The 25946-nt window shown below is 55.9% G+C and carries 24 protein-coding genes; 21 read left to right on the top strand and 3 right to left on the bottom strand.

Going from position 1 to position 25946, the window contains the following annotated elements; translation table 11 throughout:
* Positions 1–40: 40 nt before the first annotated feature.
* Positions 41–2191, bottom strand: coding sequence for an acyl-CoA dehydratase activase-related protein (locus tag AB1500_06300; GenBank protein MEW6182773.1), 2151 nt, complete (start codon positions 2189–2191; stop codon positions 41–43).
* Between the two features lie 514 nt (positions 2192–2705).
* Here AB1500_06300 and recG point away from each other — a divergent pair.
* Both recG and AB1500_06290 read left to right on the top strand, forming a co-directional pair.
* Positions 2706–4766: an ATP-dependent DNA helicase RecG gene (gene recG, locus AB1500_06295; GenBank protein MEW6182772.1), complete on the top strand. Its 2061-nt coding sequence runs from the start codon at positions 2706–2708 to the stop codon at positions 4764–4766.
* 287 nt (positions 4767–5053) lie between these two features.
* A complete protein-coding gene (locus tag AB1500_06290; protein MEW6182771.1) occupies positions 5054–5302 on the top strand; it encodes an alpha/beta-type small acid-soluble spore protein in 249 nt (82 codons plus the stop codon).
* Positions 5303–5383: 81 nt separating this feature from the next.
* Here AB1500_06290 and gpr read toward each other — a convergent pair whose 3' ends face one another.
* Positions 5384–6343, bottom strand: coding sequence for a GPR endopeptidase (gene gpr, locus AB1500_06285; protein MEW6182770.1), 960 nt, complete (start codon positions 6341–6343; stop codon positions 5384–5386).
* Between the two features lie 163 nt (positions 6344–6506).
* Between gpr and rsmD the strand changes: the two genes are divergently transcribed.
* From rsmD to AB1500_06270, 3 genes are all read left to right on the top strand, one after another.
* Positions 6507–7121 (top strand): 16S rRNA (guanine(966)-N(2))-methyltransferase RsmD, encoded by a 615-nt coding sequence (gene rsmD / locus AB1500_06280; GenBank protein ID MEW6182769.1) that lies wholly within the window; start codon positions 6507–6509, stop codon positions 7119–7121.
* A gap of 409 nt (positions 7122–7530) precedes the next feature.
* Positions 7531–8019: a pantetheine-phosphate adenylyltransferase gene (gene coaD / locus AB1500_06275; protein MEW6182768.1), complete on the top strand. Its 489-nt coding sequence runs from the start codon at positions 7531–7533 to the stop codon at positions 8017–8019.
* Positions 8019–8480, top strand: a complete 462-nt coding sequence (locus AB1500_06270; protein ID MEW6182767.1) for an ATPase — start codon at positions 8019–8021, stop codon at positions 8478–8480. Before coaD ends, AB1500_06270 begins: the two co-directional genes overlap by 1 nt.
* Before the next feature lie 157 nt (positions 8481–8637).
* Here AB1500_06270 and AB1500_06265 read toward each other — a convergent pair whose 3' ends face one another.
* Entirely contained in the window at positions 8638–9822 is a 1185-nt protein-coding gene (locus AB1500_06265) for a nucleoside recognition domain-containing protein (GenBank protein MEW6182766.1), read from the bottom strand.
* Positions 9823–10117: 295 nt separating this feature from the next.
* Between AB1500_06265 and AB1500_06260 the strand changes: the two genes are divergently transcribed.
* The 16 genes from AB1500_06260 (at position 10118) to AB1500_06185 (ending at position 25928) form a co-directional block, all read left to right on the top strand.
* Positions 10118–10666: a DUF177 domain-containing protein gene (locus tag AB1500_06260; GenBank protein MEW6182765.1), complete on the top strand. Its 549-nt coding sequence runs from the start codon at positions 10118–10120 to the stop codon at positions 10664–10666.
* Positions 10644–10832 (top strand): 50S ribosomal protein L32, encoded by a 189-nt coding sequence (gene rpmF / locus AB1500_06255; GenBank protein MEW6182764.1) that lies wholly within the window; start codon positions 10644–10646, stop codon positions 10830–10832. Before AB1500_06260 ends, rpmF begins: the two co-directional genes overlap by 23 nt.
* Positions 10833–11014: 182 nt before the next feature.
* Positions 11015–11992 (top strand): phosphate acyltransferase PlsX, encoded by a 978-nt coding sequence (plsX, locus tag AB1500_06250; GenBank protein MEW6182763.1) that lies wholly within the window; start codon positions 11015–11017, stop codon positions 11990–11992.
* A gap of 199 nt (positions 11993–12191) precedes the next feature.
* Positions 12192–13187, top strand: a complete 996-nt coding sequence (locus AB1500_06245; protein MEW6182762.1) for a beta-ketoacyl-ACP synthase III — start codon at positions 12192–12194, stop codon at positions 13185–13187.
* Positions 13188–13370: 183 nt separating this feature from the next.
* Positions 13371–14318 carry an ACP S-malonyltransferase gene (gene fabD / locus AB1500_06240; protein MEW6182761.1) on the top strand — a complete coding sequence of 316 codons (948 nt, stop codon included), beginning with the start codon at positions 13371–13373 and terminating at the stop codon, positions 14316–14318.
* A gap of 95 nt (positions 14319–14413) precedes the next feature.
* The gene (gene fabG, locus AB1500_06235; protein ID MEW6182760.1) at positions 14414–15196 is read left to right on the top strand and encodes a 3-oxoacyl-[acyl-carrier-protein] reductase; all 783 of its coding nucleotides are present in this window, start codon (positions 14414–14416) and stop codon (positions 15194–15196) included.
* 64 nt (positions 15197–15260) lie between these two features.
* Positions 15261–15497, top strand: coding sequence for an acyl carrier protein (locus AB1500_06230; GenBank protein MEW6182759.1), 237 nt, complete (start codon positions 15261–15263; stop codon positions 15495–15497).
* A gap of 79 nt (positions 15498–15576) precedes the next feature.
* Positions 15577–16815, top strand: coding sequence for a beta-ketoacyl-ACP synthase II (gene fabF, locus AB1500_06225; GenBank protein ID MEW6182758.1), 1239 nt, complete (start codon positions 15577–15579; stop codon positions 16813–16815).
* Positions 16816–17000: 185 nt separating this feature from the next.
* Positions 17001–17702: a ribonuclease III gene (rnc, locus tag AB1500_06220; GenBank protein MEW6182757.1), complete on the top strand. Its 702-nt coding sequence runs from the start codon at positions 17001–17003 to the stop codon at positions 17700–17702.
* Between the two features lie 177 nt (positions 17703–17879).
* On the top strand, positions 17880–18791 hold the full coding sequence (gene ftsY, locus AB1500_06215) for a signal recognition particle-docking protein FtsY (protein ID MEW6182756.1): 912 nt from the start codon (positions 17880–17882) through the stop codon (positions 18789–18791).
* Positions 18792–18933: 142 nt separating this feature from the next.
* Positions 18934–19722 carry an S-methyl-5'-thioadenosine phosphorylase gene (mtnP, locus tag AB1500_06210; protein ID MEW6182755.1) on the top strand — a complete coding sequence of 263 codons (789 nt, stop codon included), beginning with the start codon at positions 18934–18936 and terminating at the stop codon, positions 19720–19722.
* 2 nt (positions 19723–19724) lie between these two features.
* A complete protein-coding gene (gene mtnA / locus AB1500_06205; GenBank protein ID MEW6182754.1) occupies positions 19725–20735 on the top strand; it encodes an S-methyl-5-thioribose-1-phosphate isomerase in 1011 nt (336 codons plus the stop codon).
* Between the two features lie 355 nt (positions 20736–21090).
* Positions 21091–22347 carry an adenosylhomocysteinase gene (locus tag AB1500_06200; protein MEW6182753.1) on the top strand — a complete coding sequence of 419 codons (1257 nt, stop codon included), beginning with the start codon at positions 21091–21093 and terminating at the stop codon, positions 22345–22347.
* On the top strand, positions 22348–22995 hold the full coding sequence (locus AB1500_06195; GenBank protein ID MEW6182752.1) for a class II aldolase/adducin family protein: 648 nt from the start codon (positions 22348–22350) through the stop codon (positions 22993–22995).
* A 174-nt stretch (positions 22996–23169) separates the two neighbouring features.
* Complete coding sequence (locus tag AB1500_06190) at positions 23170–24486, top strand: amidohydrolase (GenBank protein MEW6182751.1); 1317 nt, start codon at positions 23170–23172, stop codon at positions 24484–24486.
* A 275-nt stretch (positions 24487–24761) separates the two neighbouring features.
* Entirely contained in the window at positions 24762–25928 is a 1167-nt protein-coding gene (locus AB1500_06185) for a class I SAM-dependent rRNA methyltransferase (protein ID MEW6182750.1), read from the top strand.
* Positions 25929–25946 lie beyond the last annotated feature (18 nt).

Raw genomic sequence — 25946 nt, 5'->3', positions numbered from 1 at the left:
CTCCTCTATAAGGACAACCGGCGGATATAATGGGCGAGGCTTATCCCGTGAGTTTCCGTTCTTTGAGGATATCAAGGAAGGCTTCCACCCTGGTTTCGAAGCCCGCTTCGCCCGTCTGGTCGGTCAGGATAAAGGTAAGAACCGGGATGTCAAATTTCTGGCTGAGCCGTACCAGTATATTCTGGGCCACGATTTCCGGCATGCAGGTGAAGGGCATGAGATGTATTATGCCGTCCATTCCCTCTTCCCGCCCCAGGGCCGTCAGCCCGACACTGACGTGCCCGTGACCGCCGACCTCCGTGCCCAGGTATGGTCGGGCCGCAGTCTTTATGTCTTCCCTTCTTTTGAGTGCTTCGCGCGTTGGGAAAAGATGCTGGTGGAACCAGTGGGTGACCGAGATTTCCCGGTCCACCCAGACCCGCGGGTCGGCGGACCGCCCGAGCATCCTTTCCAGATGGAGGTTAACATAGTTTTCAAGCACAACCCAGATCTCTCCGACAACCCGGATCCGGACGGGGTGTGTTTCTTCTATCTCAATGCTGCCGGCTTCCGCCAGGAAATTTTCGAGCAGTTGATGAACCGAAGGACTATCAGACGCGCGTTCCACCGCACGAACAAAACGATTAAAAAGCTTGTCTACCGTGCCCTGCTTTTGCTCGAAGGCCCGGATCCGGTGGCATTCACGCTCGGCCCGGTCGATCGCGGCGATGCGGTGGTAGCCGGCATAAAGCGCCTTTATAACCCGCAGCCAGGAGGCATTGCCCGTAGCTCCCCTGATGGCGCCGCGAAATTTACTCCAACGCTCGGCCAGAGGGAGCGGTGAATCGATGGTAATCATTTCGAACTCGTAACCAAGTTTGCGCAGGAGTTGTTCCTGGATTTGGGCGTACCAGCCCAGGCGGCATTTTCCTTTGCCGCCCACCATCATCAGGTGTGTCGCCCCGTGGTCCAGAAGATAGCGCATCTGCCCGAGGGTGATGATAAACGGCAGGCATACAAACTCCGGCGAAAGGTTCTTCCCCAGCTCGAGAATCTCTTTTGAGGCATGCGGCGTGGGGACGGCTTCGACGCCGCACTCTTTGAGAGCGCAACGTACCGCTAGGTCCAGGTGGCCCATCGAAGGAAGTCCGATAACCATCTTCCGGGGGTAAGATCCCGGCACGACTACCTTCGCGTTTGCGGGCTCGGCCGGGGTTTCCGGGTCCGCTTCCTCCGGGGAGACATCCATAAAGGCCTCTATGCGGGTGACTATACCCGCTTCCCCGGTGTGCTCGTCAAGGGTTATCAGCAGGAACGGAATACCTTGGCGCCGGGCTTCTTCTTCCACGTAAGACTCTATGACCGACTCCGGCCCGCATTCAAAAGATCCCACAAGGATCAAGCGGTCGACCAGGCGGTTTCGGAGGTAATGAAGCGCGGCCCCAAGCACCTGCGCCTCAAAACTCCACAATCGTTCCCCCTCGGCGATGGTATCCATTTCTCTGCGGGCCACTTCCGGCGGTACCATCTCGGCTGTCAGAACGGAACCGTATTCCCTGGTCCTCTGGATGATGTCCAGGCTGATCGAGTCATAGAGTATGTATGGATGTCCGACAACGCCGATCACCGGCAGATTATCACCCACTGTCGTATTATCGCTAAAATTGTCACCGAAAAGGCTGCCTTCGTTAAAGAAACGAAAAGCGTCCTCGATCACCAAACGTTTTTCCGCCACCAGGCGGTCAAACCGGTTCTGCACCGCAGACGCTTTCGCCAGCGCCCGACGGGCCAGCCGCTGTGAAGTAACGCCCAAATCCTGCGCCAGCTTTGTAAAGGAAGTCTGCCAGGATGTCCCGTTCCGGTGCAGGTCGATTTCCGGGATAAGAATTTCCGTCCCGTTGGAAAGCGCGTTTTTGACCATGTAAGGAATACCGATGAATTTCGGGCAGCAGAAATTGTTGGGCTCGACGCTGACCAGGCAAGGTATAAGAATACGGTCTACGTTTCTGTCCAAAAGCTCTTTCACGTGGGCAAAAAGAAGCTTGACCGCTACGCAAGGCTCATCGGTGGGGCACAGCTCCATCTTTCCGAGGGTCGATTTAGTGGTTGGAGGTGAAACCACCAGTTTGGCCCCGAGGGATTCTATATACGTTTTGAAAAACGGGTACAGATAATAATACGCCATCGCCCGGGGAAAACCGACTGTAACCATAGCTCCTCCTGACGCAACTATTCAGGTGCTCCCGAGGGCGCGGCGATAAGCGACGCATTAATGCGTCAGCCCGGCGAAGCCGAATCCTCACGTACATACTCAGTACGCTCCGGTTCGTCTCCGCCGGTCTTCCTTGCACTGCATGACTTCTCGCCGCGTTCCGTAAGTGTTAGGTGGACGGCTGAATAGTTACTTCCTGACTTGGTGAGTCCTAAATCTATTTATTCATTATTTCATAGAAAACCGCTTTGATACCTTTTGCTCGATAAGGACCAAGATTAAGATAAGTTTAACAAAAGTTAGCTCGGCGGTCAATTAAAGGGACCCGGGATAAAACCGATTTACCAAAACAATTGCTGGGTCCCGGGTGCTACGGAGGTTAATCGATGTCTTTTGCAGTATAAGTAGGATTTTAGGCCAAGTATGTCAAAGTACCCGTTTAAGATACAGACATTATTTTTTACGTAAGCATCCAGCCGATTAGTGCTCCTATTTTTACATCATGGAGGCCGGGATGTCGAGCATCTGGGAAAAACGCGTGCAGTACCTTAAAGGGGTGGGTCCCCAGCGGGCGGGCCTTCTTTCACGCCTCGGGATTAACACCGTCGGTGATTTACTGTACCACGTTCCCAGGCGTTACGAAGACCGGACGCTCGCTCAGCCGGTAAAGGCTTATAAGGACGGGGAAGTGGCTGCGGCGGAAGGAGAGCTTGTAACCGTTGAAGAGAAGCGGGCGCGTTCCGGGATCACCGTGCTCCGGGCAGCCCTTCGAGGCCGGTGGGGGCTTTTCTACGCTGTGTGGTTCAACCAGCCTTACCTTAAGCGCGTACTGAGGATCGGCACGTGGATCACCGTCACGGGAAAGGTGCGCCACGGCCCTTACGCCTCCGAAATTCAGGTTAGTGAATACGAAACCGGTGAGGGGGAGGAGGGGCTTAATACCGGCCGGATTGTGCCCGTTTATCCACTCACGGAAAAACTGAGCCAGCGAAGCCTGCGTTCGATTGTCTTTCAGGCGCTGAAGAACGAGACCGCGTCCCTGCCGGAAGTACTACCGGCGATGACCGTTCGGGAATTCGGTATGTCTGACAGGGCAAAGGCACTGTCAGCGGTGCATTTTCCGGAGAGTGTCGCCGAGGCCGAAGCAGGGCGGCGGCGGCTCGTCTTCGAAGAACTTTTTCTGCTTGAAACAGTCCTGCTCCACCGCCGGGAAAAGGTGGTCGCGGTTGAAAAGCAGCACCGTTACGGTCCCGACGGTCCAAAGGTTACGGCTTTGTATAATTCCTTACCGTTTACGCTTACGCCGGAGCAGGAACGAGCCTGGCGGGAGGTCTCCCTGGATCTGGAGACGACCCGTCCTATGCACCGGTTGCTCCAGGGAGACGTGGGGGCCGGGAAGACCGTAGTGGGCGCGCTGGCGCTTGCAAAGGCGGCGGAGAACGGTCTTCAGGGGGCCTTGATGGCGCCGACGGAGATCCTAGCCGAACAGCATTTCATAAACCTCAGGGCCTTCCTTGAACCCATCGGGATAATGGTGGAGCTTTTAACCGGTAGTCTAAAGAAGGAAGAGCGGGCACAAAGGTTGAAAGCGGTGGCTGCGGGGGAGGTTAAGGTTTTGGTCGGCACTCACGCCCTGATACAGGAAGAAGTCGAGTTCGGGCGGCTGGGCCTTGCGGTGGTGGACGAGCAGCACCGTTTCGGAGTGCGCCAGCGGGGACTCCTGCGCGCAAAAGGGGATTCTCCCGATCTCCTGGTTATGACCGCCACTCCGATACCGCGAACCCTGGCCCTGACCCTTTATGGCGACCTGGACCTTACCGTGATAAGCTCCCTGCCGCCGGGAAGACGTCCGGTCAAAACCGTGTGGCTGAAACCTGCCGAAATCACGCGTGTTTACCGGTTGATCCTTTCGGAGGTGAAAAAAGGCCGGCAGGCTTACTTTGTCTGCCCGCTGATTGAAGAATCGGAACAGCTTGCGGCGCAGGCGGCGCTGAAGCTTGCTGACGAGTTAAAAACGGTTTTCCCTGATTTCAACATCGGGCTTTTACACGGACGTCTAAAACTTGAAGAGAAAGAGAAGGCTATGGCCGCTTTTCGGCAAAACGAGATTCACATCATGGTCAGCACCACGGTCATAGAGGTAGGGGTGGATGTGCCAAACGCGACGGTGATGGCGATTTTTGACGCCGACCGCTTTGGGCTGGCGCAGTTGCACCAACTCCGCGGCCGCGTCGGGCGCGGCGACCACGCCGCGTACTGCATCCTTCTCGCCGACCGCACGACGCCGGAGGCCGCGGCGCGGCTCAAGGCATTGTCCTCGGTGAGTGACGGGTTTGCTCTGGCCGAGGAGGACCTGCGCCTCAGGGGACCGGGAGAGTTCTTTGGAACGCGCCAGTCGGGGCTTCCGGAACTTAAGGTGGCCGACCTTCTCCGTGATGCCCGACTCCTGGAATCGGCCCGTTCTGAAGCCCGGCGCTTCATCACCGAAGATCCCGGATTCATTTCGGAAACCGGTCGCCATATAAAAAAGGAAATCGGCTTCAGGTTTGAAATGCTGAGAGACGTTATCGGTTAACGTTGTTTGTACGATAATTTCCCCCCCGTTTGCATCGAACTCCCCATTTTATATTTGCATGAAACCGGACCGGCCGGATACAACCTCCGTGACTCTTTTAAAAAAACGTGTAACCCCGCCGCATCCGATAATCGCACAATTTATTCATTAGTTATAAAATTTTTTGATAAATAAAGTTTCTTTCTCAGTTTTACAAACCTTATCCCGTTAACAGAAAAATTACCGGGTATGACCCGATTCGTACATACGAAAAATAACTATAGAAAAATCAAAGGAGGTGAGCTTTAATGGCACAAGGACAGCGCACTAACCGGGTGCTTGTCCCCGAGGCCCGGGCGGCTCTCGACCAGATGAAATGGGAAATCGCGCGTGAGGTCGGTATTAATCTGCCGCCCGGAAGTTACCTCGGTGACATTCCTTCGCGGATGAACGGCGCAATGGGAGGCCATATGGTACGCCATATGATCAGGACCTACGAACAGAACCTGGCCCAGAATGCCGCGGGTGGAGCCGGTGTTGTTACCAATAAACTGTAAGGATTCCGGTAAGGCTTAACGCAGGCGGACCGGTCCATGTGAAGGTGCTGGTCCGCTTGTGTATTGAGAAGTTAGCACTTCTCAATTTAGGTACAGGCCGAAATCCTCCGGGGGGATCCCGGGCTGCAGCGCTGTAGTAACCCCGCCGGCGATGATCTTGGCCGTGTTCTGAATGAGGCTGTCGATCTCCCGCGGCGTAACCATCAGTTGTCCCCCGAACGGCTTTAACAGGTCATCCACTACCATTTTTACGATTTCCGGGTGCAGGAGCTTGTAAACACGGTGCATATTCGGGTTTTTATTCAGCTCCTGCCAGAGTTTATCCATCGCGTCATTAGCGATGAATGCGGCGTGAACCACTGTCGGCACTCCGATTGCGATAACCGGAACACCCATACTTTCCTGATTGATCCCGATCCTGTCGTTGCCGACACCTGAACCGGGGCTGATGCCGGTATCGGCGATTTGAATGCTGGTGGCTATCCGTTCCACGCTCCTGGCAGCCAGGGCGTCTACCGTAATAATAACGTTGGGTTTTATCTTCTCCACAACGCCTTGAATGATTTCCGCGGTTTCGATACCGGTTACGCCGAGCACGCCGGGTGCAATGGCGCTGACCTCGCGCGTATCCCCGCGAAGATCCGGCGGGGCGTAACGGTGAAGGTGCCTGGTGACGAGCGTGTAATCCACTGCCCGTGGTCCGAGGGCGTCCGGGGTTGCGTGCCAGTTGCCGAGTCCTACGACGAGAACGCTTGCCCCTTCCGGAAGGTGCAAATTATGCAGCATTAGTTCAAGCTTTTTAGAGAGGATTTCGACGATTTGCTCATGGGCTCTGCGGTCATTGTCCCGCAAGGCCGGGGCGTCGATCGTGATATAAGTACCCCGCGGTTTTGACATGATTCCTTCCGCTTCTTCAGTTTCGACACGCACCGTGGTTACGGCGGCGAAGGGGAAATCTTCTTTTGCTACAGACACTCCGGGGATTTCCGTACCCCTTTGGGCACGTATGAGATCGTGCGCCTCAACTGCCAAGTCTAACACTCGTCTGCCTCCTTGCTGATATTATTTTCTTTCAAAAAGGTTCGGTTATTCTAAAGATTTCTGTTTTTTTTGTAGTTGTGCTATAATAATTTAAAAATTAACGCTCAGTCATTTAAACCCGCTTGCCGTTTACCAAAAGGCTCAGTTTGAAGGAGACAAAAGAATGCGGGTTATCGGCGGTTTGGCTAAACGGCGCACTCTTAAGACCCCACCGGGGAAGAGTATTCGTCCTACTGCGGAAAGGGTTAAGGAAGCGCTTTTTAATATCCTTGCCGCGAAAATACCGGATGCGGTCTTTCTTGATCTGTTTGCCGGGACAGGCGGTATAGGGATTGAGGCGCTAAGCCGGGGAGCGGCGCGGGCCGTTTTCGTAGACCGGAGTTCCCGGGCGCTTAACCTGATTCGCGAAAACTTACGAAGGACGGGTTTCAGCGAACAGGCCATGGTGATTCCTCATGACGCCATGACCGCGCTGAGTCTTCTTCATCGGCGCGGCGAGTCTTTCGACCTGATTTACGTAGATCCTCCTTATGACAAGGGATACGAATTAAAGACACTGCCGTCTATTGCACATAAAGGCCTTCTTAACCGTGGGGGGTTGGTCGTTGCCGAGACCGACCACCGGGGCAAACTTCCGGTGGAAATAGGAAACCTCAAGCTTTTCCGCAGTGAGCGTTACGGGGATACAGTCCTTTCTTTTTACCGTGTTGAAGAGAAAGATACCGAAAGAACCGATATGAAGCAAGTAGACCCCCGTGCTTCTAAGCAGGACTCCTAATGAACTCCATAGGCGGCCGGAGGCCGCTCCATTAAGTAAGGATGAAAATGGGGTGACCCGCAAGCTGGTTACTTAGATACAGAAGAGTGCCAACACGGCAAGGAGCGAGCAGTACAAGGAACCCAGCACTCAATTCACTTAGAAAGTAGCAATATAATAAAAACGTTCAATGTCGTCAAAGCCGCTTGTTTTTTGCCGGAGTGAGTTTGAGTGCTGGGGGACGGGCCGGAGCGTACTGAATTCGGACGTCGGAAGCCGGAAATCAGAGGTCAGACTCATCGGGAGAATTCGCAACAGCGAATTCTTTCAAGATATCCGACTTCTTACCTCCTGCATCTGACCTCCGAAATGCGTTGCTCATCGCCGTGCCAACCAAAAGAAGCACGTATTTTCAGAGGGAGGAGAATGTTTGCGGACAGCCATATACCCCGGCAGCTTCGACCCGGTGACCAATGGACACCTTGATATTGTAATCCGTGGGCAGGCGCTTTTTGACCGGTTGATCGTTGCGGTGGCCGAGAACCCGGGAAAGAAGGCGTTGTTTACTATTGAAGAACGGGTTCAGATGCTTTGGGAAGTGCTGGGGAATCTCCCGAGGGTCAAGGTTGACTCATATGACGGGCTCACAGTGGACCACGCCAGGAAAAACGGGGCTTGCGCCATAATCCGCGGTTTAAGGGCTATATCCGACTTCGAAAATGAGTTCGTTATGGCACTGACGAACAAGAAGCTGGCGCCTGAGATCGAGACTCTTTTTTTAATGACGGAGGCTCAATATTCTTTCATAAGTTCCAGCGCCGTGAAAGAAGTGGCTCATTATGGCGGTTGCCTTAAAGGAATGGTGCCGTCTTCGGTAGAATCTAAATTAAGGGAAGTATTTCGTCGGGGTAATTCCTGATGAGGAGGGATATGGTGGAACTTCTGTCGGTCATTAATGAACTCGAAGAACTTATCGAATCCAGCAATAAGATACCGCTCACCAAAAAAGTAGTAATTGACGAAGAAAAGATTCTCGACATTCTCGACCGGATCCGTACCATCCTGCCGGACGAAATCCGTAAGGCAAAGTGGGTGGTCCAGGAGCGGGAGAAGGTGCTGGCGGAATCGCGGAAGGAAGCGGAGCGTATACTGGAAGAAACCAGGGTGGAGGTCGAAAAAAGGGCCGAGGAAAGTGAAATTGCGCGCCAGGCAAAAGAAATGGCGGAGTCTGTTTTAGGAAAGGCCGAACAGGTATCACGGGAGATTAAACTCGGCGCAAAGGAATACGCCGACGATATCCTGGGCAAGCTCGAGGAACGGCTTGAGCGCATCTCCAGGGAGATCCAGCAGGGGCGGGCGGAACTGAAAGGCATGAAGTAAGGTCCTGCAGGCTCACTCTTTCTGAAGCCCTTTCTTTGCGCAGGTCAACAAGGGCTTGGTATGGAAATACTCATTTTTCGAAAAAAACCTCTTCGGCAGAAGTGCCGGTAGAGGTTTTAATATTTATTGCGCCCGGAAGTCGGCTATGTCTGCGCTTCTAGTTTGTTCCTTGCGGTTTAAACCGGTGATAAAGTCCGTAAAGTGCCGACAGCACTATAAGCGAGAGATTCACCCCGAGGCAAAGGACGGTTGCGCCGGACAGGTTGGCGTAAAAGGACGGCGCGGACGGCGGAAAAGCCGCCGCCGTCTGGGTGAGGTGCGGCGCGAAAAGGGGAAACAAGACAATTGTGAGTATAGAGGCATAAAACGCCTGGAGCAGGCGCCCCAGGATGAAGAAGGTACCGGGGACTCCTGCCGCGGAAAGAAAGCTCAATGCCTGCATGACGATGGAAAGACCGCTCCAGGCAAGTATGATTTCGGTGATGAGGATCTTGTGCATAAGCGGAGCGCTCGTTTCGGCCGCTGTTTTGGCCCCGAGTGTAACCTCAAAAAGACCGGCGCCCAATGCCGGCCATAGATCAGCCGGAAGTCCCAGTTTGTGTAGGATGTCACCGGTAAAAGCCAGAGCGGCCCGCAAAGTTCCGACTTCGTTAAATAACTGGAGTATGACGGCGAAGATACAAATGAAGCCGGCGATCGTGAAAAGGCTGTTAACGGCGTAACGCACGGCGTCACCGGCGAGCTGCCCTATGTTTCTAAGATCGCTCTGGTGCGCTCCCGCAAGTGTATCTACCGCGTGCCTCCAGAGATTGAGTTTTGTCGCGGGAAGAGGGCGGGCTATCAAGCCCAGTGTAAGGCCGCAGAGCATATTGCTCAGGTAGTGAACGCCCGCAAGGAAAGGCCCCAGATTTGTGTTCTGATACATCCCCACCGAAACCGCCACCAGGATAAAGACAGGGCTTGCGTTGTTGGTAAACGCAGCCAAACGGCCGGCTTCCGAAGGCGAAAGCATTTTCTGGGAGCTGAGACGGGCGGCCATGGCCGCTCCCATCGGGTATCCCGAGGTGTAGCCCACGGCAAAGGCAAAGGCGGCGCTGCCCGGAAGTCTGAAGACTTTCTGGGTCAAAGGTTCCAGAAGCGCTCCTGAAAACTGAATCACCCCGAGGGCAAGCAGGATCTCGGTGATGATGAAAAACGGCAGCAGCGAGGGGAAAACAATCTGCCACCAGATCCCAAGGCCGGAGGTCGCCCCGCGGTATAAGGCGGCCGGGTGAGTGATAGTCAAGAAGAAGAAGACGGTTATCAATATGGCCAGCAGAGTTTTTCGGGGGTTCGGGCGCACGGTTTTCACCTCGTTATCTTTTATGACGGTGCGGAGGCGCATTATACTTTGAGGTAACTGTTCTAAGGGACAGAATATAGTAGACGGTAGTCAGAAGTCAGTAGTCAGTAGTCAGTAGTAGCGAGACCTTATAATCTGAATTCCGGCTTTGAATGCTGTTGCTTGCTGATAGACAAAAATGGTTTTAACGCCGGAGAAGGGCGGTATTGCCTTATTACGGGGCCCAATTTTTCATTGTTTCCTTGACAGTGGAAGGATAGGCTATTATAATCAGGACTTGATTTGGGGTGGGGATTTGTTTACCATAAGTGTGGCAAGGTTAAAAAAAGCGCCGGCTGAACAACGACGGTATCATCTTGAGGATAGGATTGAGACGTTTGTGGGACCGGACGGAAGGCCGGTGACGGCGGAAGCGCCGGTAGAACTTGACCTTGTTGTAACCAACGCCGGGGATTTTATTTGGGCAACAGGCGTGGTTTCAGCCACCGTTAACCTTATCTGCAGCCGGTGCGTCAAGGAATACGCCGAAAGAATAGAAGGGCGTTTTGAAGAGAAGTATCGTCTGCATGGTGGCGTCGAAGATTACTTGGGTAAGGAGATACCCGTGGCCGCGGATGAGCTGGATTTCTCGGATCAGGTACGGGAGAGTCTTATTCTCTCCTTGCCGATGAAGCCGCTTTGCGCCGTAAGTTGTCCGGGATTATGCCCGGGTTGCGGTAAGGATTTGAACAACGGTGCGTGTGATTGTCCCGGAGAGGGCGGCGACCCGCGGTTTTCCGTTTTGTCGAAGCTTTTGATGCAAAGAGAAAAAGGAGGTGGCGATGATGGGAGTACCGAAAAGTAGGACTTCCAAGCAGCGCCGGCGCTTGCGCCGGGCACAGGTAAAGGTTGCGGTTCCCGGTCTTGTCGCTTGCCCGCACTGCAAGGCCTTAAAAAGACCACACGGTGTGTGTCCCAATTGCGGACAATACAAAGGGCGGCAGGTTTTAAACAAAGAGGAGGCAAAATAATTAGTAAATCAGATGGGTTTTGGTATTTTGCCAGGACCTATTTTTTATGGCATAAAAAGATTCCCTCACAAGGGTACCGGCTATGAGAACCCGGCATCGGGCGGATGCGACAAAGATAGTGCGCAGCTCTGCAGGTGGGAATAGAGTTGGTGACGCAAACCTTTTCGCGGGAGGTTTTATTCTTGCGGGTAGCAGTTGACGCTATGGGCGGCGATTATGCTCCGGCAGAGGTGGTTGCGGGAGCCGCGCTGGCCGGTGACGAGTACGGCATCGAGACTTTACTGGTAGGGGACGAAGCCCTGATAGGAAAAGAAATCAGTGGGCAAAACAGCAGCAGGATATCGGTGGTCCCCGCCAGGGAAGTGATAGGTATGGCGGAGCACCCGGTCAAGGCCGTACGCCTGAAGAAAGGGTCTTCAATCGTCCGTGCGGTGCAACTGGTTAAAGACGGGCGGGCGGACGCGATGGTTTCCGCCGGCAATACAGGCGCGGTAATGACCGCGGCCCTGTGGGGACTCGGGCGGCTGGACGGCATAGACCGGCCGGCGCTGTTTTCCCTTATGCCGAACCCTCACGGGAGCACCGTGCTACTCGATGTGGGGGCGAATGTGGACGTGAAGGCGCAGCACCTGGTCCAGTTTGCGATTATGGGGTCGGCTTACGCGACCAGCGTTTTGAAGATTCGTTCCCCCAGGGTGGGGATTTTGAGTATCGGCGAAGAAGAAACCAAAGGGAACGAGCTTACTTTAAGCGCTCTTCCCCTGCTTAAAAGCGAGCCTATCAACTTTATCGGCAACGTCGAGGGACGGGACGTCTTTAACGGAAGGGCTGATGTAGTGGTGTGCGACGGTTTTGTCGGCAATGTTCTGTTGAAGGCCGGCGAGGGTCTGGTGCAGGTCCTTCAGACCGCCTATCCCGCTCTGAGGCGGCTTGATTATGCCGAGTACGGTGGCGCCCCGCTTTTGGGGGTGAGCGGCGTTGTGGTTGTGGCCCACGGGAGTTCCAGGGCTCGGGCGGTAAAGAATGCCATCCGTGTGGCGGTAGAAGCCGTCGAAAGCGGGCTTGTGCAGGCCACGGCAGCGGGTTTTGCGGCGCGGAACACGAAGGAAGTCGCCCATGCAGCGTTGGGCACAACGAAGGGTGAAAATATGGACCCGTAAGCTTGTTACTTAGAACACTAGTATTACATAAACGGAGCGCAACGAGAAGTGATGCAGTGCAAGGAAGGCCGGGGAGACGAACCGGAGCGTACTGAGTGCGTACGTGAGGATTCGGCTCACCGGGCTGATGCCGCAATGTGTTGCTTATTGTTGCGCCCACCGAAAGAAGAACTATTTTTCGAGGGAGTAGAGACGGTTAATGGTTGAACGAAACCGGCCCGTAGCCGGGGTAACCGGTCAGGGTGTCTGTATTCCGGAACGGGTGTTGACAAACCACGATCTTGAGCGGATGGTTGACACGAGTGACGAGTGGATCCGGGAGAGAACCGGGATAAGGGAAAGACGCATCGCAAAACCCGAGGAGACCACGGCGTCCCTCGGCCTGGAGGCTGCGAAAGAGGCGTTGCGCTCGGCGCAACTGGATCCTGCGGATGTAGATCTCGTTATAGTGGCTACCGCTACGCCTGATATGCTGTTCCCGGCGACCGCCTGCATCATCCAGGACGGAATTGGAGCGAGGCGGGCCGCGGCTTTTGACCTGGAGGCCGGGTGCAGTAGTTTCATTTACGCTCTTGCTGTCGGTGCACAGTTTATCAACACCGGTTGTTACCGGAATGTGCTGGTGGTAGGGGCCGATACGCTTTCCAAGATAACAAATTGGGAGGATCGCAGCACCTGCGTCCTCTTTGGTGATGGGGCCGGGGCGGTGGTTTTACAGCCCGTTGAGCCTCCCCGCGGGATTATCTCTGTCTATTTAAGGGCGGACGGCACCGGTGGCGATCTGTTGAAAATGCCTGGGGGTGGATCGCGGATTCCCACCACAGCGGAGACGGTACAGGATGGACTTCACTACCTTAAGATGAACGGCAGGGAAGTCTTTAAGTTTGCCGTACGGGCGATGGAGGAAGCGGCGGTGGAGGCCTTGCGCCGCGGCGGCGTTCAGCAGGAACATGTCGATTGTTTCATTCCTCACCAGGCCAACGTCCGTATCATCAATGCTCTCGCCCGAAGACTCGGCCTGCCGTCCGAAAAGGTGTTTGTGAATGTGGACCGTTACGGTAATACCTCTTCAGCTTCCATCCCCATCGCTTTTTATGAAGCCGTTTCCGATAAAAGGTTAAAACCTATGAACCTGGCGCTCTTGGTTGCTTTCGGAGCCGGTTTGACCTGGGGATCGGTGGTACTGCGGTATTGAAGTCTATAAAACGGGTGCTGCGTCCGACGTCGACGTCTGATATCACCCGGCACTCAATTTGTAAGGGTTTGTGTTTCTGTGTTATGGATAAAAAGATGAAGTCAGTATTACTTTAATTCAACACCTGAGTGCTGGCCGACCTCAGACGTCCCCTTCGGACGTCTGACGATAGGAGGGCCTTTAATGAAAACGGCATTTGTCTTTCCGGGACAGGGTTCCCAACAGGTGGGAATGGGCCGGAGTTTTTATGAGCAGTATTCCGAGGCGAGAGAAGTATTTACCAGAGCCGATGAGGTACTGGGTTATTCCCTGAGCGCCCTTTGTTTCGAAGGCCCAAAGGAGGAGCTGCAGCAAACCACCAATACCCAGCCTGCGGTTCTAACCGCCAGCATCGCTTCCCTCGCGGTTTTGTCGGCGCAGGGGGTAAAGGCTGACGTCGCTGCCGGCCACAGTCTGGGGGAGTATGCCGCTCTGGTTTCAGCGCGGGCCATCGACTTTAGCGTAGCCGTCAAAATCGTGCAGCGCCGCGGACAGTTGATGCAGGAAGCGGTGCCCCTCGGAAGCGGAGGCATGCTCGCGGTACTCGGGCTCGCCGGTGAAGCGATAGATAAAGTGGTGCAAAAAGCGAGGACCAAAGGAGTGGTTGAAGCCGCTAACTATAACTGTCCGGGTCAGGTGGTTCTTGCGGGCGAAACGCTGGCCCTCGAAGCGGTGGTCGCGGCGGCCAAGGAAGCAGGCGCGAAGAAGTGTTTGATCCTGGCGGTAAGCGGCCCTTTTCACTCTTCTCTTATGAGAACGGCGAGCGAGCTTTTTGCGGTTGAATTGACCAAAAAGACCCGGATTAAAAAACCGGCTTTTCCGGTAGTCGCCAATGCAACGGCGAACTACGTCAAGACGGTGGCGGAGGTGCGGGGCGCCCTGGTACGCCAGATTTACAGCCCGGTTCTATGGGAGGACGGTATCAGGCGGTTGTTCCAGGACGGGGTAAGAATCTTTGTCGAGATAGGCCCGGGAAAGGTTTTATCCGGTCTTATCAGACGAATAGTACCGGAAGCGATATGCTGTAATGTGGAGGACCCAGCCTCCCTCGACGCCGCGATGCGTGTTTTGCAGAAGGCAGGAGTGGTATGAACGGGTAATGCTTCTTGCTTCGAGGGAGAGGGTTAGCTAAAATGTATCTAATGAACGCTGGTCTCTTAAACTTTTTGTAGAAAGGTTAGCTCGGCATGGATAAGTCTTTTCCTGATAAAACTGAGTCTTTAAACCATACACTACAAGACAGAGTGGCGGTTGTTACCGGCGCCTCGAGGGGAATCGGGCGGGCGGTGGCCAGGGCAATGGCTTCCGCCGGAGCCAACGTAATGATAAATTACGTTTCCCGTGCGGAAGAAGCCCTTGCGGTGGCCTCGGAAATAGCAGCCCTCGGGCGAAAGGCGGAAGTTTGTCAGGCAAACGTGGCCCGGCCCGCAGAAGCGAACCGCTTGATAGACGCAGCCCTCTCTTCTTTCGGGCGGATCGACGTACTGGTCAACAACGCGGGAATTACGCGCGATGCTTTGCTTCTTCGAATGAAGGACGAGGACTGGGATGCGGTCATAGAGGTTAATTTGAAAGGCGCTTTTAATTGCACGCGGGCTGTTGCAAAGCCGATGGTGAAAGCCCGGTGGGGCCGTATAATTAATATAAGCTCGGTCGTCGGACTTATGGGTAACGCCGGGCAGGCCAATTACGCGGCGGCGAAAGCGGGTCTGATAGGTTTTACCAAAGCGGTGGCCCGGGAACTGGGCCCCCGGAATATCACGGTAAATGCCGTAGCTCCGGGTTTTATCCTGACCGAAATGACGTTTGGTCTTCCCGAAGGGGTTAAGCAGCGGTTAAGTGAGAGAATTGCTCTCGGCCGGCTTGGTGAGCCGGAAGAGGTTGCGGATGTGATTATTTTTCTTTGCGGTGACGCGGGGCGTTATATTACAGGGCAGGTGCTGAGTGTAGACGGCGGCATGTTGCTCTAAGCGGGGATCTGAAGACTTGCAGCTAACTTCAAGCAAAATTCGGAGAGGAGGTGACACCAGGAAGATGTCACCATCAGTTGCCGATAAGGTGAAACAAATCATCGTGCAGCAATTGGGAGTCGAAGAGGATGAGGTAACCACGGACGCCTCTTTTATCGACGACCTTGGGGCGGACTCACTTGACCTCGTGGAACTTGTAATGGCTTTTGAGGAAGAGTTCGAGTTGGAAATACCGGATGAAGAAGCCGAAAAGATCCGTACTGTAGGCGATGCCGTCGGACATATCCAGGAGCGGTTGTAAAACAGGGGTTCGAAGTTAGAAGTTGGAACTCTCCAACCTTTAGTCTCTGGCTTCCAACCTCCTTTTCGGAGGTGCTGCTTTGCTCCCACGTGTTGTGGTAAGCGGTTTGGGGATCATCTCGCCGGTCGGCAGCGGCAAAACGGCTTTTTGGCAGGCCATCACCGGGGGTAAGTCCGGTGTACGCCGGATAACCCGGTTCGATACGACTGATTTCAAAACCCGGATCGCGGCCGAGGTCCCTGACTTCGACCCTGAGGCGTATATAGACAAGAAGGAAGTCCGCAGGATGGACCGTTACACCCAGTTCGCGGTTGCGGCGACGCGGATGGCCCTTGAGGATGCGGGCATAGGACCGGGCAGTGTCGACCCCGACCGGGTGGGAGTGATCCTGGGCTGCGGGATCGGCGGCATGGAGACATTCGAAGACCAGGCGCGGGTTATCGTAACGCGGGGGCCGAACCGTGTAAGTCCGTTCTTTGTTCCCATGATGATCAGTAACATGGCTGCGGGACAGATCGCCATACTGCACAAGTTTTACGGCCCGAACAGTACGGTGGTGACCGCCTGCGCCTCTTCCAACAACGCCATCGGTGAAAGCTTGCGCCTCCTTCAACGGGGTGAAGCCGATGTGGTGCTGTCCGGAGGCACCGAGGCGGCGGTAACACCTTTAGCCGTAGCCGGTTTCTGTCAGATGAAGGCGATGTCGACGCGAAACGATGATCCGGCAGGGGCGTCGCGGCCTTTCGACGCGGAAAGGGACGGTTTCGTGATCGGCGAGGGATCGGCGATACTGGTGCTTGAACGTCTGGAACATGCCGTAGCCAGGGGAGCCAATATCTACGCGGAATTAATCGGTTACGGTCAGAGCTGCGACGGTTACCATATCACGGCACCGGACCCGGAGGGAGCGGGCGCTGCGAAAGCGATGGCCCGGGCGCTCGAAGACGCCGGTATTAAACCGGAAGAGGTAAGTTACATTAACGCTCACGGCACCTCCACCCCCATGAACGATAAGGTTGAGACGATGGCCATAAAAAAGGTTTTTGGCGCGAGCGCTTACCGTATTCCGGTGAGCTCGACGAAATCCATGACCGGACATCTGTTGGGCGCCGCCGGGGGGATTGAGGCGGGGGTATGCGTTCTGAGCATTACCCACGGGGTGATCCCGCCGACGATAAACTACGAGAACCCGGACCCTGAATGTGATTTGGACTTTGTCCCCAACAAGCAGCGGGCGGCCGGCGTGGAAATCACGCTTTCCAACGGGCTGGGTTTTGGGGGACACAATGCGACCGTCATCTTCAGACGCTATAATTAAAGGACTAATTTGTGATTTTCCCGGGGGGGAACCCCGAGGGTTAGGATTTTTAGATAAGGTTTATTAGAGAGTCTAAACCGACAGAGGCGGAGGTTAGACTGAGAACAAAAATGCATGGTGTTCTCGGTCTGGTTCTACGTCTCACTTCTATTTTTGCGGAAGCTGATAACAGGTTAAGAGGGTGTATGGAAGTGCCAGAGGTGGGCGACACCTTTAAAGAACTAAGTGATAAAATCGGTTTTGTGTGGCGGGAGGAGGCCTATTTGCGGCAGGCGCTCACGCACGGCTCCTATGCGTATGAGCACCCGGTCATGCCCAACAATCAGCGACTGGAGTTTCTTGGGGATGCGGTGCTCCAACTGGCGGTAAGCGATTATTTATACCGGAGGTTTCCCGAAAAAAGCGAGGGCGAGCTGACGAAGCTCCGGGCGGCGGTGGTTTGCGAACCTTCCCTTGCCAGGCTGGCGCAGGATTTGGGGATCGGGGAAGCGCTTCTTATCGGCCGCGGCGAAGCGCAGTCGGGAGGTCGACAGCGCCCCTCCATTCTGGCTGACGCTTTTGAGGCGGTTTTAGGGGCTCTATATCTCGATCAGGGATTGGATAAGGCGGCGAAATTTCTTCTTGTGCGGTTGGAACCGGTTATTAATGACGTTCTTGAAGGCCGGCAGGAAAGTGACTATAAAACGGAACTGCAGGAGCTTCTGCAACAGCATTCCAGAGAGAACGTTTCCTATGTTATCCTGAAAGAGGAAGGACCTGACCACGCCAAGTTTTTTACCGCCGGTGTCTTCTGGCGGGGGACATGCCTTGGTCAGGGTGAGGGAAGGTCAAAGAAAGAGGCGGAGCAGCGGGCGGCGCGGGAAGCGCTCAAGCATATGGGAGGGTAACTATTCAGGGTTAGAATACAGTAGCCAGAAGTCAGAATAGCCGGGAAATACCATGGGTCATGTCTAAGACACAGAGGTGAAGTCAACCAATAGGTAGTCGGTTTAATTGATCACTGAGTGCTGGATGAATTCGGACCTGGAAGCTGTACCTGAATAGTTGCTGTGGGAGGTTGAGCCGTGGGATTTTTGGGTAAGCTCCGTGAAAAACTGACAAAGGTCCGCCAGACTTTCGTCGAGACGGTCGAGAGCGTCATTTCCGGAAGACGTCCGATTGACGAAGCTCTTTATGAGGAGCTTGAGGACGCTCTTATTCTGGCGGACGTTGGGGTAGCGGCGGCGCAGGATATCATGACGCGGGTGAGGTCAAGGGTCAAGGAACTACGGCTCGACGACTCGTCGGGACTTAAACCGCTGTTTAAAGAAGAGGTTCTGCGGATTGTAGGAAACGAAAGCACTCCGGTGGTTTTGCCCTCCGAACTGCCGGCGGTCATAATGATGGTCGGGGTGAACGGCACGGGGAAGACGACCACCATCGGGAAACTGGCCTGCTACTGGCGGGGACAGGGCAAAAAGGTGCTTATCGCGGCCGCCGACACCTTTCGGGCGGCGGCGATAGATCAGTTGGAGGTATGGGCGCAGCGCGCCGGGGTCGAAATCATAAAGCAGCGGGAGGGGTCCGACCCGGCGGCGGTGGTCTATGACGCGCTTCAGGCCGCCAAGGCCCGCCGGTCGGAAATAGTCCTGATCGACACCGCGGGCAGGCTGCATACCAAGACCAATTTGATGGAAGAGCTCAAGAAGATAAGGCGCGTAGCCGAAAGAGAGGTTCCCGGCGCGCCGCACGAGGTGCTTCTGGTGATCGACGCGACAACCGGGCAGAACGCAATCAGCCAGGCGAAGCTTTTCGGCGAGACTTCAGGGGTGACGGGAATTGTGCTCACCAAGCTTGACGGCACCGCCAAAGGCGGGGTGGTGGTGGCGGTAAGAAAAGCCTTCGACATCCCGGTCAAATTTGTGGGTGTCGGCGAGGGAGTTGAAGACCTTGTGCCTTTTAATGCCGCCGAGTTTGTTTCGGCCATTTTTGACTGAGCGCCATTACCCCGTAATGAATTAGGGGTTACAGGTTGCTGGTGATGCCGGCTACGGTTCGGAAACCGTAACCCGGTAAATTGCGGCTCTCCGCGGGACCGGAGCAGTAAAGATAACGTCAGTAATAAAATGGGGTGAACAGATGCCGGCAATCGCGATTATCGGAGGTACCGGGGTTTACGACCCGACACTGCTGGATGAAGTGGCCGAAGAGAATGTATCCACGCCTTACGGCAGCGTTAAGGTGGACTGCGGCGTGTATCAGGGTAAGACGGTGGCTTTCCTGTCCCGCCACGGTGCGGGTCATTCCGTTCCGCCGCACCTGGTGAACTACAGGGCGAACATAGCGGCCTTAAAAAAGCTCGGCGTTCGTTCGATCCTGGCCACGGCGGCCGTGGGGTCATTGAATCCGTTGATGAAACCGGGGGATTTCGTATTCGTCGATCAGTTTCTGGACTTTACCAAAGGGCGACGGCAGACCTTCTTTGAGGGCGGCCCCGAGGGGGTTGTCCACGTCGATCTTACCGAGCCGTACTGTTCGGAACTCAGGGAACTGCTCCTGAGGGCGGCGCGGGCGCGGGGTTTTTCCGCTTACGGTGGCGGCGTTTACGTCTGTACGGAAGGGCCGCGCTTCGAGACACCGGCGGAGATTAAAATGCTTCAGCGCCTCGGCGGGGACCTGGTGGGAATGACCGGGGTACCGGAGGTGGTGCTGGCCAGGGAGGCGGAAATGTGCTACGCGAGCGTGGCGATGGTCACCAACTTCGCCGCCGGTATCGCCGCTTACCGTTTGAGCCACCGGGAGGTAGTGGAAATGATGCGGGTCCAGGGGGAGAATATCCGGCAGCTTTTCACGCAGGTGATCAACTGGATCGACGAAAACAGGGAATGCTACTGCCACCGGGCGGTTTCCGGTCCGGTCGAGGCTTGAATATGGAAACGTTAAGCTGGCGGGACGGGGTGCTGTACATCCTCGACCAGACGCTGCTGCCGCATAACGTGGTTTACTTGCAGGTCAAGGATTACCGGCAGGTGATCGAAGCTATCCGGCGCCTTGCGGTGCGCGGCGCGCCGGCGATCGGCGCGGCGGCGGCTTACGCCGTGGTACTCGCCGCGACAGAGGCGGCGGAGAGCGGGAAAGAAGGATTTATGGACAGGTTGACGGCGGCGGCGGCGGAGATAGGCGGCGCCCGCCCGACGGCCGTCAACCTGCAATGGGCGGTTAAGCGCCAGTTGAGGGTTGCGGCGGAAGCGGCGCCGGAGCCCGGAAAGGTCATACGCAGGCTGCTTGCCGAGGCGGAAGCCGTTTTTGCGGCGGACGTGGAAGCCAACCGGGTGATGGGAGCTTTGGGGGCCGAGCTGCTGCCGCGGGGTGCGCGGGTATTAACGCACTGCAACGCCGGCGGGCTGGCCACCTGCGGGTACGGGACGGCGCTGGGAGTGATAAGGGCGGCGCACGCGGCTGGTAAGATAAAGATGGTGTACGCCGATGAGACGCGGCCCCTGCTGCAGGGCGCCCGGCTGACGGTTTTCGAACTCATGCGGGAAAGGATTCCGGTCACCCTGATCACCGATTCGATGGCCGGTTTCCTAATGGCCGGCCGGGGTCTCGACGCGGTGATTGTCGGTGCGGACCGGATAGCAGCGAACGGGGACGTGGCGAACAAGATCGGTACTTATTCCTTGGCGGTCCTGTCGAAATACCACGGGGTGCCGTTTTATGTGGCGGCTCCCGTGTCCACCATAGACCCGGCTGCCCGGGACGGCGCCGGTATCCCCATTGAAGAGCGCGGAGCGGGTGAGGTTACAGAATTGGCGGGGGTATGCGTCGCGCCGGATGGGGCCGCGGCCTGGAACCCCGCGTTTGATGTCACTCCCGGCAGCCTTATAACGGCGATAATCACCGAGCGGGGTGTGTTTTACCCGCCTTTTGAATTAAATTAAAGGTTTAACTCTCAAGGTCTGAATCTGGAACTCAGGAGTTAGAATCCAGAATTAGAGAAGGTTTTTCTGACTACTGACTACCGATTATACGAGGAGTTGGCCATGCGGCCCGGTGCCGCTCCAACTGAAGAATGAAAATGGGGAGAATAGCAGCTCAAGAACTTAGCGTGATACGGAGCGCGGGGAAAAGCAAGTAGAGTACGAAAGCATGGTGGGGACGGGCCGGAGCGTACAGAATTCAGATGTCGGAAGACAGAAATCAGAGGTCAGATTACTTCCTGCATCCGACATCTGAAATGCATGGCTTATCGCCGCGTCCTACGAAAGAACGCTTATTTTCGAGGGAGGTTTGAAGTTGGCCGAAAGTTATATCCGGAATCCGGATCTGGCGGCGGAGGGCCAGCAGAAGATTGAATGGGTGGCGGCGCACATGCCGGTTTTAAATGCCATCCGTGAAGAGTTGGTGAAAGAGCAGCCCTTCAGCGGCGTGCGCATCGCGCTCAGCATCCACCTGGAAGCAAAAACGGCCTTCCTGGCGCTTGTGTTAAAGGCCGGGGGCGCCGAGGTGGCGGCGACGGGTTCCAACCCGCTTTCAACCAAAGACGAGATCGCCGCGGGACTAGCGGCGGCAGGAGTAAGGGTATACGCCTGGTACAACGCCACGCCCGACGAGTACCGCGATCACCTGGTCCAGACGCTCGCAATCAACCCGCACATCGTCATCGACGACGGCGGTGACCTCGTAAACCTTCTACACGGCGACCTGAGAGCTATAAGTCAGGGGGTGATCGGCGGGTGCGAGGAGACCACCACAGGCGTGTTAAGACTCCAGGCACTGGACCTTGAGGGAAGACTCCTTTTCCCGATGGTGGCGGTGAACAACGCCCGGACGAAGTACCTTTTCGACAACCGCTACGGCACAGGGGAATCGGTCTGGTCTGCGATTATGCGCACCACCAACCTCCTTGTCGCCGGTAAGACGGTGGTTGTTTTCGGCTACGGCTGGTGCGGCAAAGGGGTGAGCATGAGGGCGAAAGGGCTGGGGGCGAAAGTTATCGTTTGCGATATAGACCCGGTCAAGGCGATCGAGGCCGTGATGGACGGCTTTGAGGTGATGCATTCCACCTCCGCCGCTGAGAAAGGTGATATCTTTATAACCACCACCGGGTGCCGCGACGTATTGGGGGCGGAGCATTTCAGGCGCATGAAGAACCGCGCCCTTTTGGCCAACGCCGGTCATTTCAACGTCGAGATCTCCATACCCGACCTGAAGCGGGTATCGGAATCGAACCGGGAGGTGCGGGCGAACATCGAGGAGTTCCAACTTCCGGATGGACGCCGGCTGTACCTGTTGGCCGAGGGGCGCCTCGTTAACCTTGCGGCCGGAGACGGTCACCCGGCGGAGATTATGGATCTTTCTTTTGCGCTTCAGGCGTTGGCGGCCCGGTATATCCTGAAAGAAGGTTCAAATCTTGAGCGCCATGTCTACCCGGTTCCTATCGAGGTGGACAACCGTGTGGCGGAGCTGAAACTGAGTTCACTCGGTGTAGAGATAGACCGACTGCGGGCTGAACAGGAAGAATATCTTCGCTCCTGGGAAGGTGAGGGATAGATGAACCTAAGGGCCGAAAAGGCACGGGAACAAGTTGCCCGGGCAGGGGTAAGGATGGCGCGGGCGGGTCTTGTGATTGGTTCCTGGGGCAATGTTTCGTATAGGATTTATCACGAGGATCTGGCGGTGATCACGCCCAGCGGTATGCCTTACGATTCTTTGCAACCGCGCGATATCGCGGTGATCGATCTGGATGGCAACATCGTTGAAGGCGAGAGAAAGCCCTCTACGGAGTACGAGTTGCACACGGCTATTTACCGCGCCAGGCCGGACATTTTTGCAATCATGCACACGCACAGTGTTTTTGCTACGGCGATGGCGGCGGCGCAGATGCCGATCCCGCCGGCGGTGGAGGACCTGGCGCAGCTTCTCGGGGGTGAGGTCCCCGTCGCTAAATACGCTCCTGCCGGCTCGCGAGAACTGGCCGAAGCCGCGGTGGCCGCTCTGGGACGCTCTAATGCGGTGCTTTTGGCGAACCACGGCATGGTCGGCGCCGGTACAACGCTCGACGACGCTTTCAATATATGCCAGATAGTTGAGAAGGCAGCCAAAGTATTCTTATGGGCCAGTCTGGTGGGTACGCCGGTGGTCTTAAGCGCCCGGGAAGCTCTCGCGCTCCGCCAGGAGTACCTTACGGCTTACGGGTAAAACTACTGGGGAAGATATTTCAGAAGTCAGAATATAGAATGTAGAATACAGAAGATAGAATAAAAAAAAGCGGCTTTCGGAGCATGAAAATATGGACCTCGCAGTTGGCAGCAATGCATTGCTTATCGTCGCGCCTACCGAAAGAAGTACTATTTTCGAGGGAGGGAGCAGCGGGTGGATACTTTAATTAAAGGCGTCGTAATCCCGGTAACCGGTTCCATGGAAGTCATTCGTGACGGCGCACTGGCGGTGAGGGATGGTGAGATCCTTTACACCGGTCCCGCAAGCGGGGTTCCCGCCGGCTTTGAGGCCGATAAGGTAATCGGCGGGCCGGAGATGGCGGTGCTGCCGGGGTTCGTTAACGCCCACACCCATGCCGCGATGACCCTGTTCCGCGGCTACGCGGACGACCTTCCTTTGATGAGATGGCTGTCCGAAGCGATCTGGCCGCTGGAGGAGAGGCTCGAAGCCGGCGACGTATACTGGGGAACCATGCTTGCGTGCGCTGAGATGCTTCTCGGCGGCACCACCACTTTTGCGGATATGTATTTCTTTATGGACGACGTGGCAAGGGCAGTGGAGCAAAGCGGGATCCGGGCGTGCCTCTCCCGGGGATTGATCGGTCTGAACCCGAATGCGTCGGAGGCGCTGGCGGAAAACCGGGAACTGGTCGTTAAGTGGCACGGAAAGGCAGGGGGGCGGATCACCTGCATGTTCGGACCGCACGCTCCTTACACCTGTCCGCCGGAGTACCTTGAGAAGGTGATAGCGGCGGCGAAAGAGCTCGGTGTCGGTATGCACATCCATGTTTCGGAAACGCGGGACGAGACGGTCCAAATCTTCGAAAAATATGGTTGTTCCCCGGTGGCCCTGCTTGCCAAGGTAGGGCTTTTGGACCTGCCGGTGCTGGCCGCCCACTGCGTCCATCTTTCCCCCGGTGACATCGACGTTTTAGCGGAAAAAGGGACGACGGTGGCCCATAATCCGGAAAGCAACATGAAGCTGGCCAGCGGCGTGGCTCCGGTAACCAGGCTTCTGGACGCGGGGGTCACGGTCGGTCTTGGAACGGACGGCGCAGCAAGCAACAACAACCTGGACATGCTTGAGGAGATGCGGTCGGCGGCGCTGCTGCAAAAGGTGGCCAACGGCGACCCGGAGGCCCTGCCGTCTTACAGGGCCCTTGAAATGGCGACCATAGGCGGGGCAAGGGCACTGGGCCTTCAGAACAGGATCGGCACGCTCGAACCGGGGAAGGGAGCCGACGTCGTTATTATTGACCTGAGGCGGCCCCACTTCTATCCGCCGCATGACGTAATGGCGCACATCGTTTACGCCGCCCAGGCAGGGGACGTGCATACGGTGCTGGTGGACGGTAAGATCGTGGTCGAAGCGGGGCGGGTGTTGACACTCGACCCCGACGCTGTGATGGGCAATGCGCGACGGTGTGCGTTAAGACTGGTGGGTTCTCCGAAGGAACGAAGCCTTTTATAACTCCTAACCCGGACAAGTTGGAACCGCTTTAACCACAGAGACACAGAGAACACGAAGAAAAGATAGCTTCACATTTCTCTTCTTCGACCCGACGGCTTTGACCCAAGGCGCCTGGGCACTTTCAATCGCTGCTTTGACTATCTGTATATGTTTTATCCTGTTAGTTCCATCTTATTGACCTCTGTACCTTCGTGGTGATCTGTCTTAATTTTTCTGACATTTCAGAAGATCTTTGGGCTTAAAGCATTATATGCGGGGGGATTTTCTTGTCCAGGGTGTCGCTTCTGCCGGGAAAAGAAAAAAGGACGGTTTCCGGGCACGACTGGGTTTACCGTGCCGAGATACGTAAGGTTATGGGTGGATTTACCCCGGGGGATATAACTGAGGTTTACGACGCCCGCGACCGGTTTATCGGACGCGGTTATATCAACCCGGCTTCGCAGATATCCGTCAGGCTCCTCACCAGGCGGCGTGATGAGCCTGTTGACCGGGAGTTTTTCCGGCGGCGCATCGAAACGGCGGAAGCCTACAGGAGAAAGGTGGTGAAAGACACTACCGCCTGGCGGATGATAAACGCCGAGGCCGATTTCCTTCCCGCGCTTATCGTCGACCGTTACGACGATTATCTGGTGGTGCAGTTCCTGGCTCTGGGGATGGAACGTTTCAAGGAAATGCTGGTACGGCTCCTCGCCGAACGTTACAACCCTCAGGGCATTTACGAGCGCAGTGACGTTGGCGTGCGTGAACGTGAGGGCCTCGAACCGGCTGCGGGTCTCCTCTACGGTGAAGTGCCCCGGTTCGCCGAAATTACGGAAAACGGTATTTGTTTCAGAGCGGACATGCATTCAGGTCAGAAGACAGGGTTTTTTCTCGACCAGCGTGAAAACCGCCGGGCGGTTGCGGAACTTGCGTCGGGCACGCGAGTGCTTGATTGTTTTTGTTACACGGGGGGCTTTACCGTCAGCGCTGCGCGCGGCGGTGCGGCATCGGTCCTCGCTCTCGACACCTCCGGTCCTGCCCTGGAACTGGCGGCGGCAAACGCCGCCCTGAATGGTGTCGCCGACAGATGTTTTTTCCGGGAAGGGAACTGCTTTGACGAGCTGCGCGGCCTTGCCGGGGACGGGGAACGGTTCGACCTGGTGATACTCGACCCGCCGGCCTTTACCAAATCAAAAAGCGCCGTTGAGGGGGCCGTGCGGGGTTATAAAGAGATAAACCTGCGGGCGCTTAAGCTGCTTAACCCGGGTGGGTACCTCGTGTCCTGCTCGTGTTCGTATCATCTCGGCGAGGGGCTATTTTTCGAGGTGATCGCCGCCGCTGCCCGTGACGCAAAACGGACCATACGTCTGGTTGAACTCCGCCGTCAGGCGCGTGACCACCCGATACTCCCGGCCATGCCCGAAACCTACTACCTGAAGTGCGGTATATTTCAGGTGTTCTGAAACACAAGGTTTTTTGAG

Source organism: Bacillota bacterium, assembly GCA_040755295.1.
In the GTDB taxonomy this organism is placed as follows: domain Bacteria; phylum Bacillota; class Desulfotomaculia; order Desulfotomaculales; family Ammonificaceae; genus SURF-55.
This window is presented reverse-complemented; position numbering and strand designations above follow the sequence as displayed.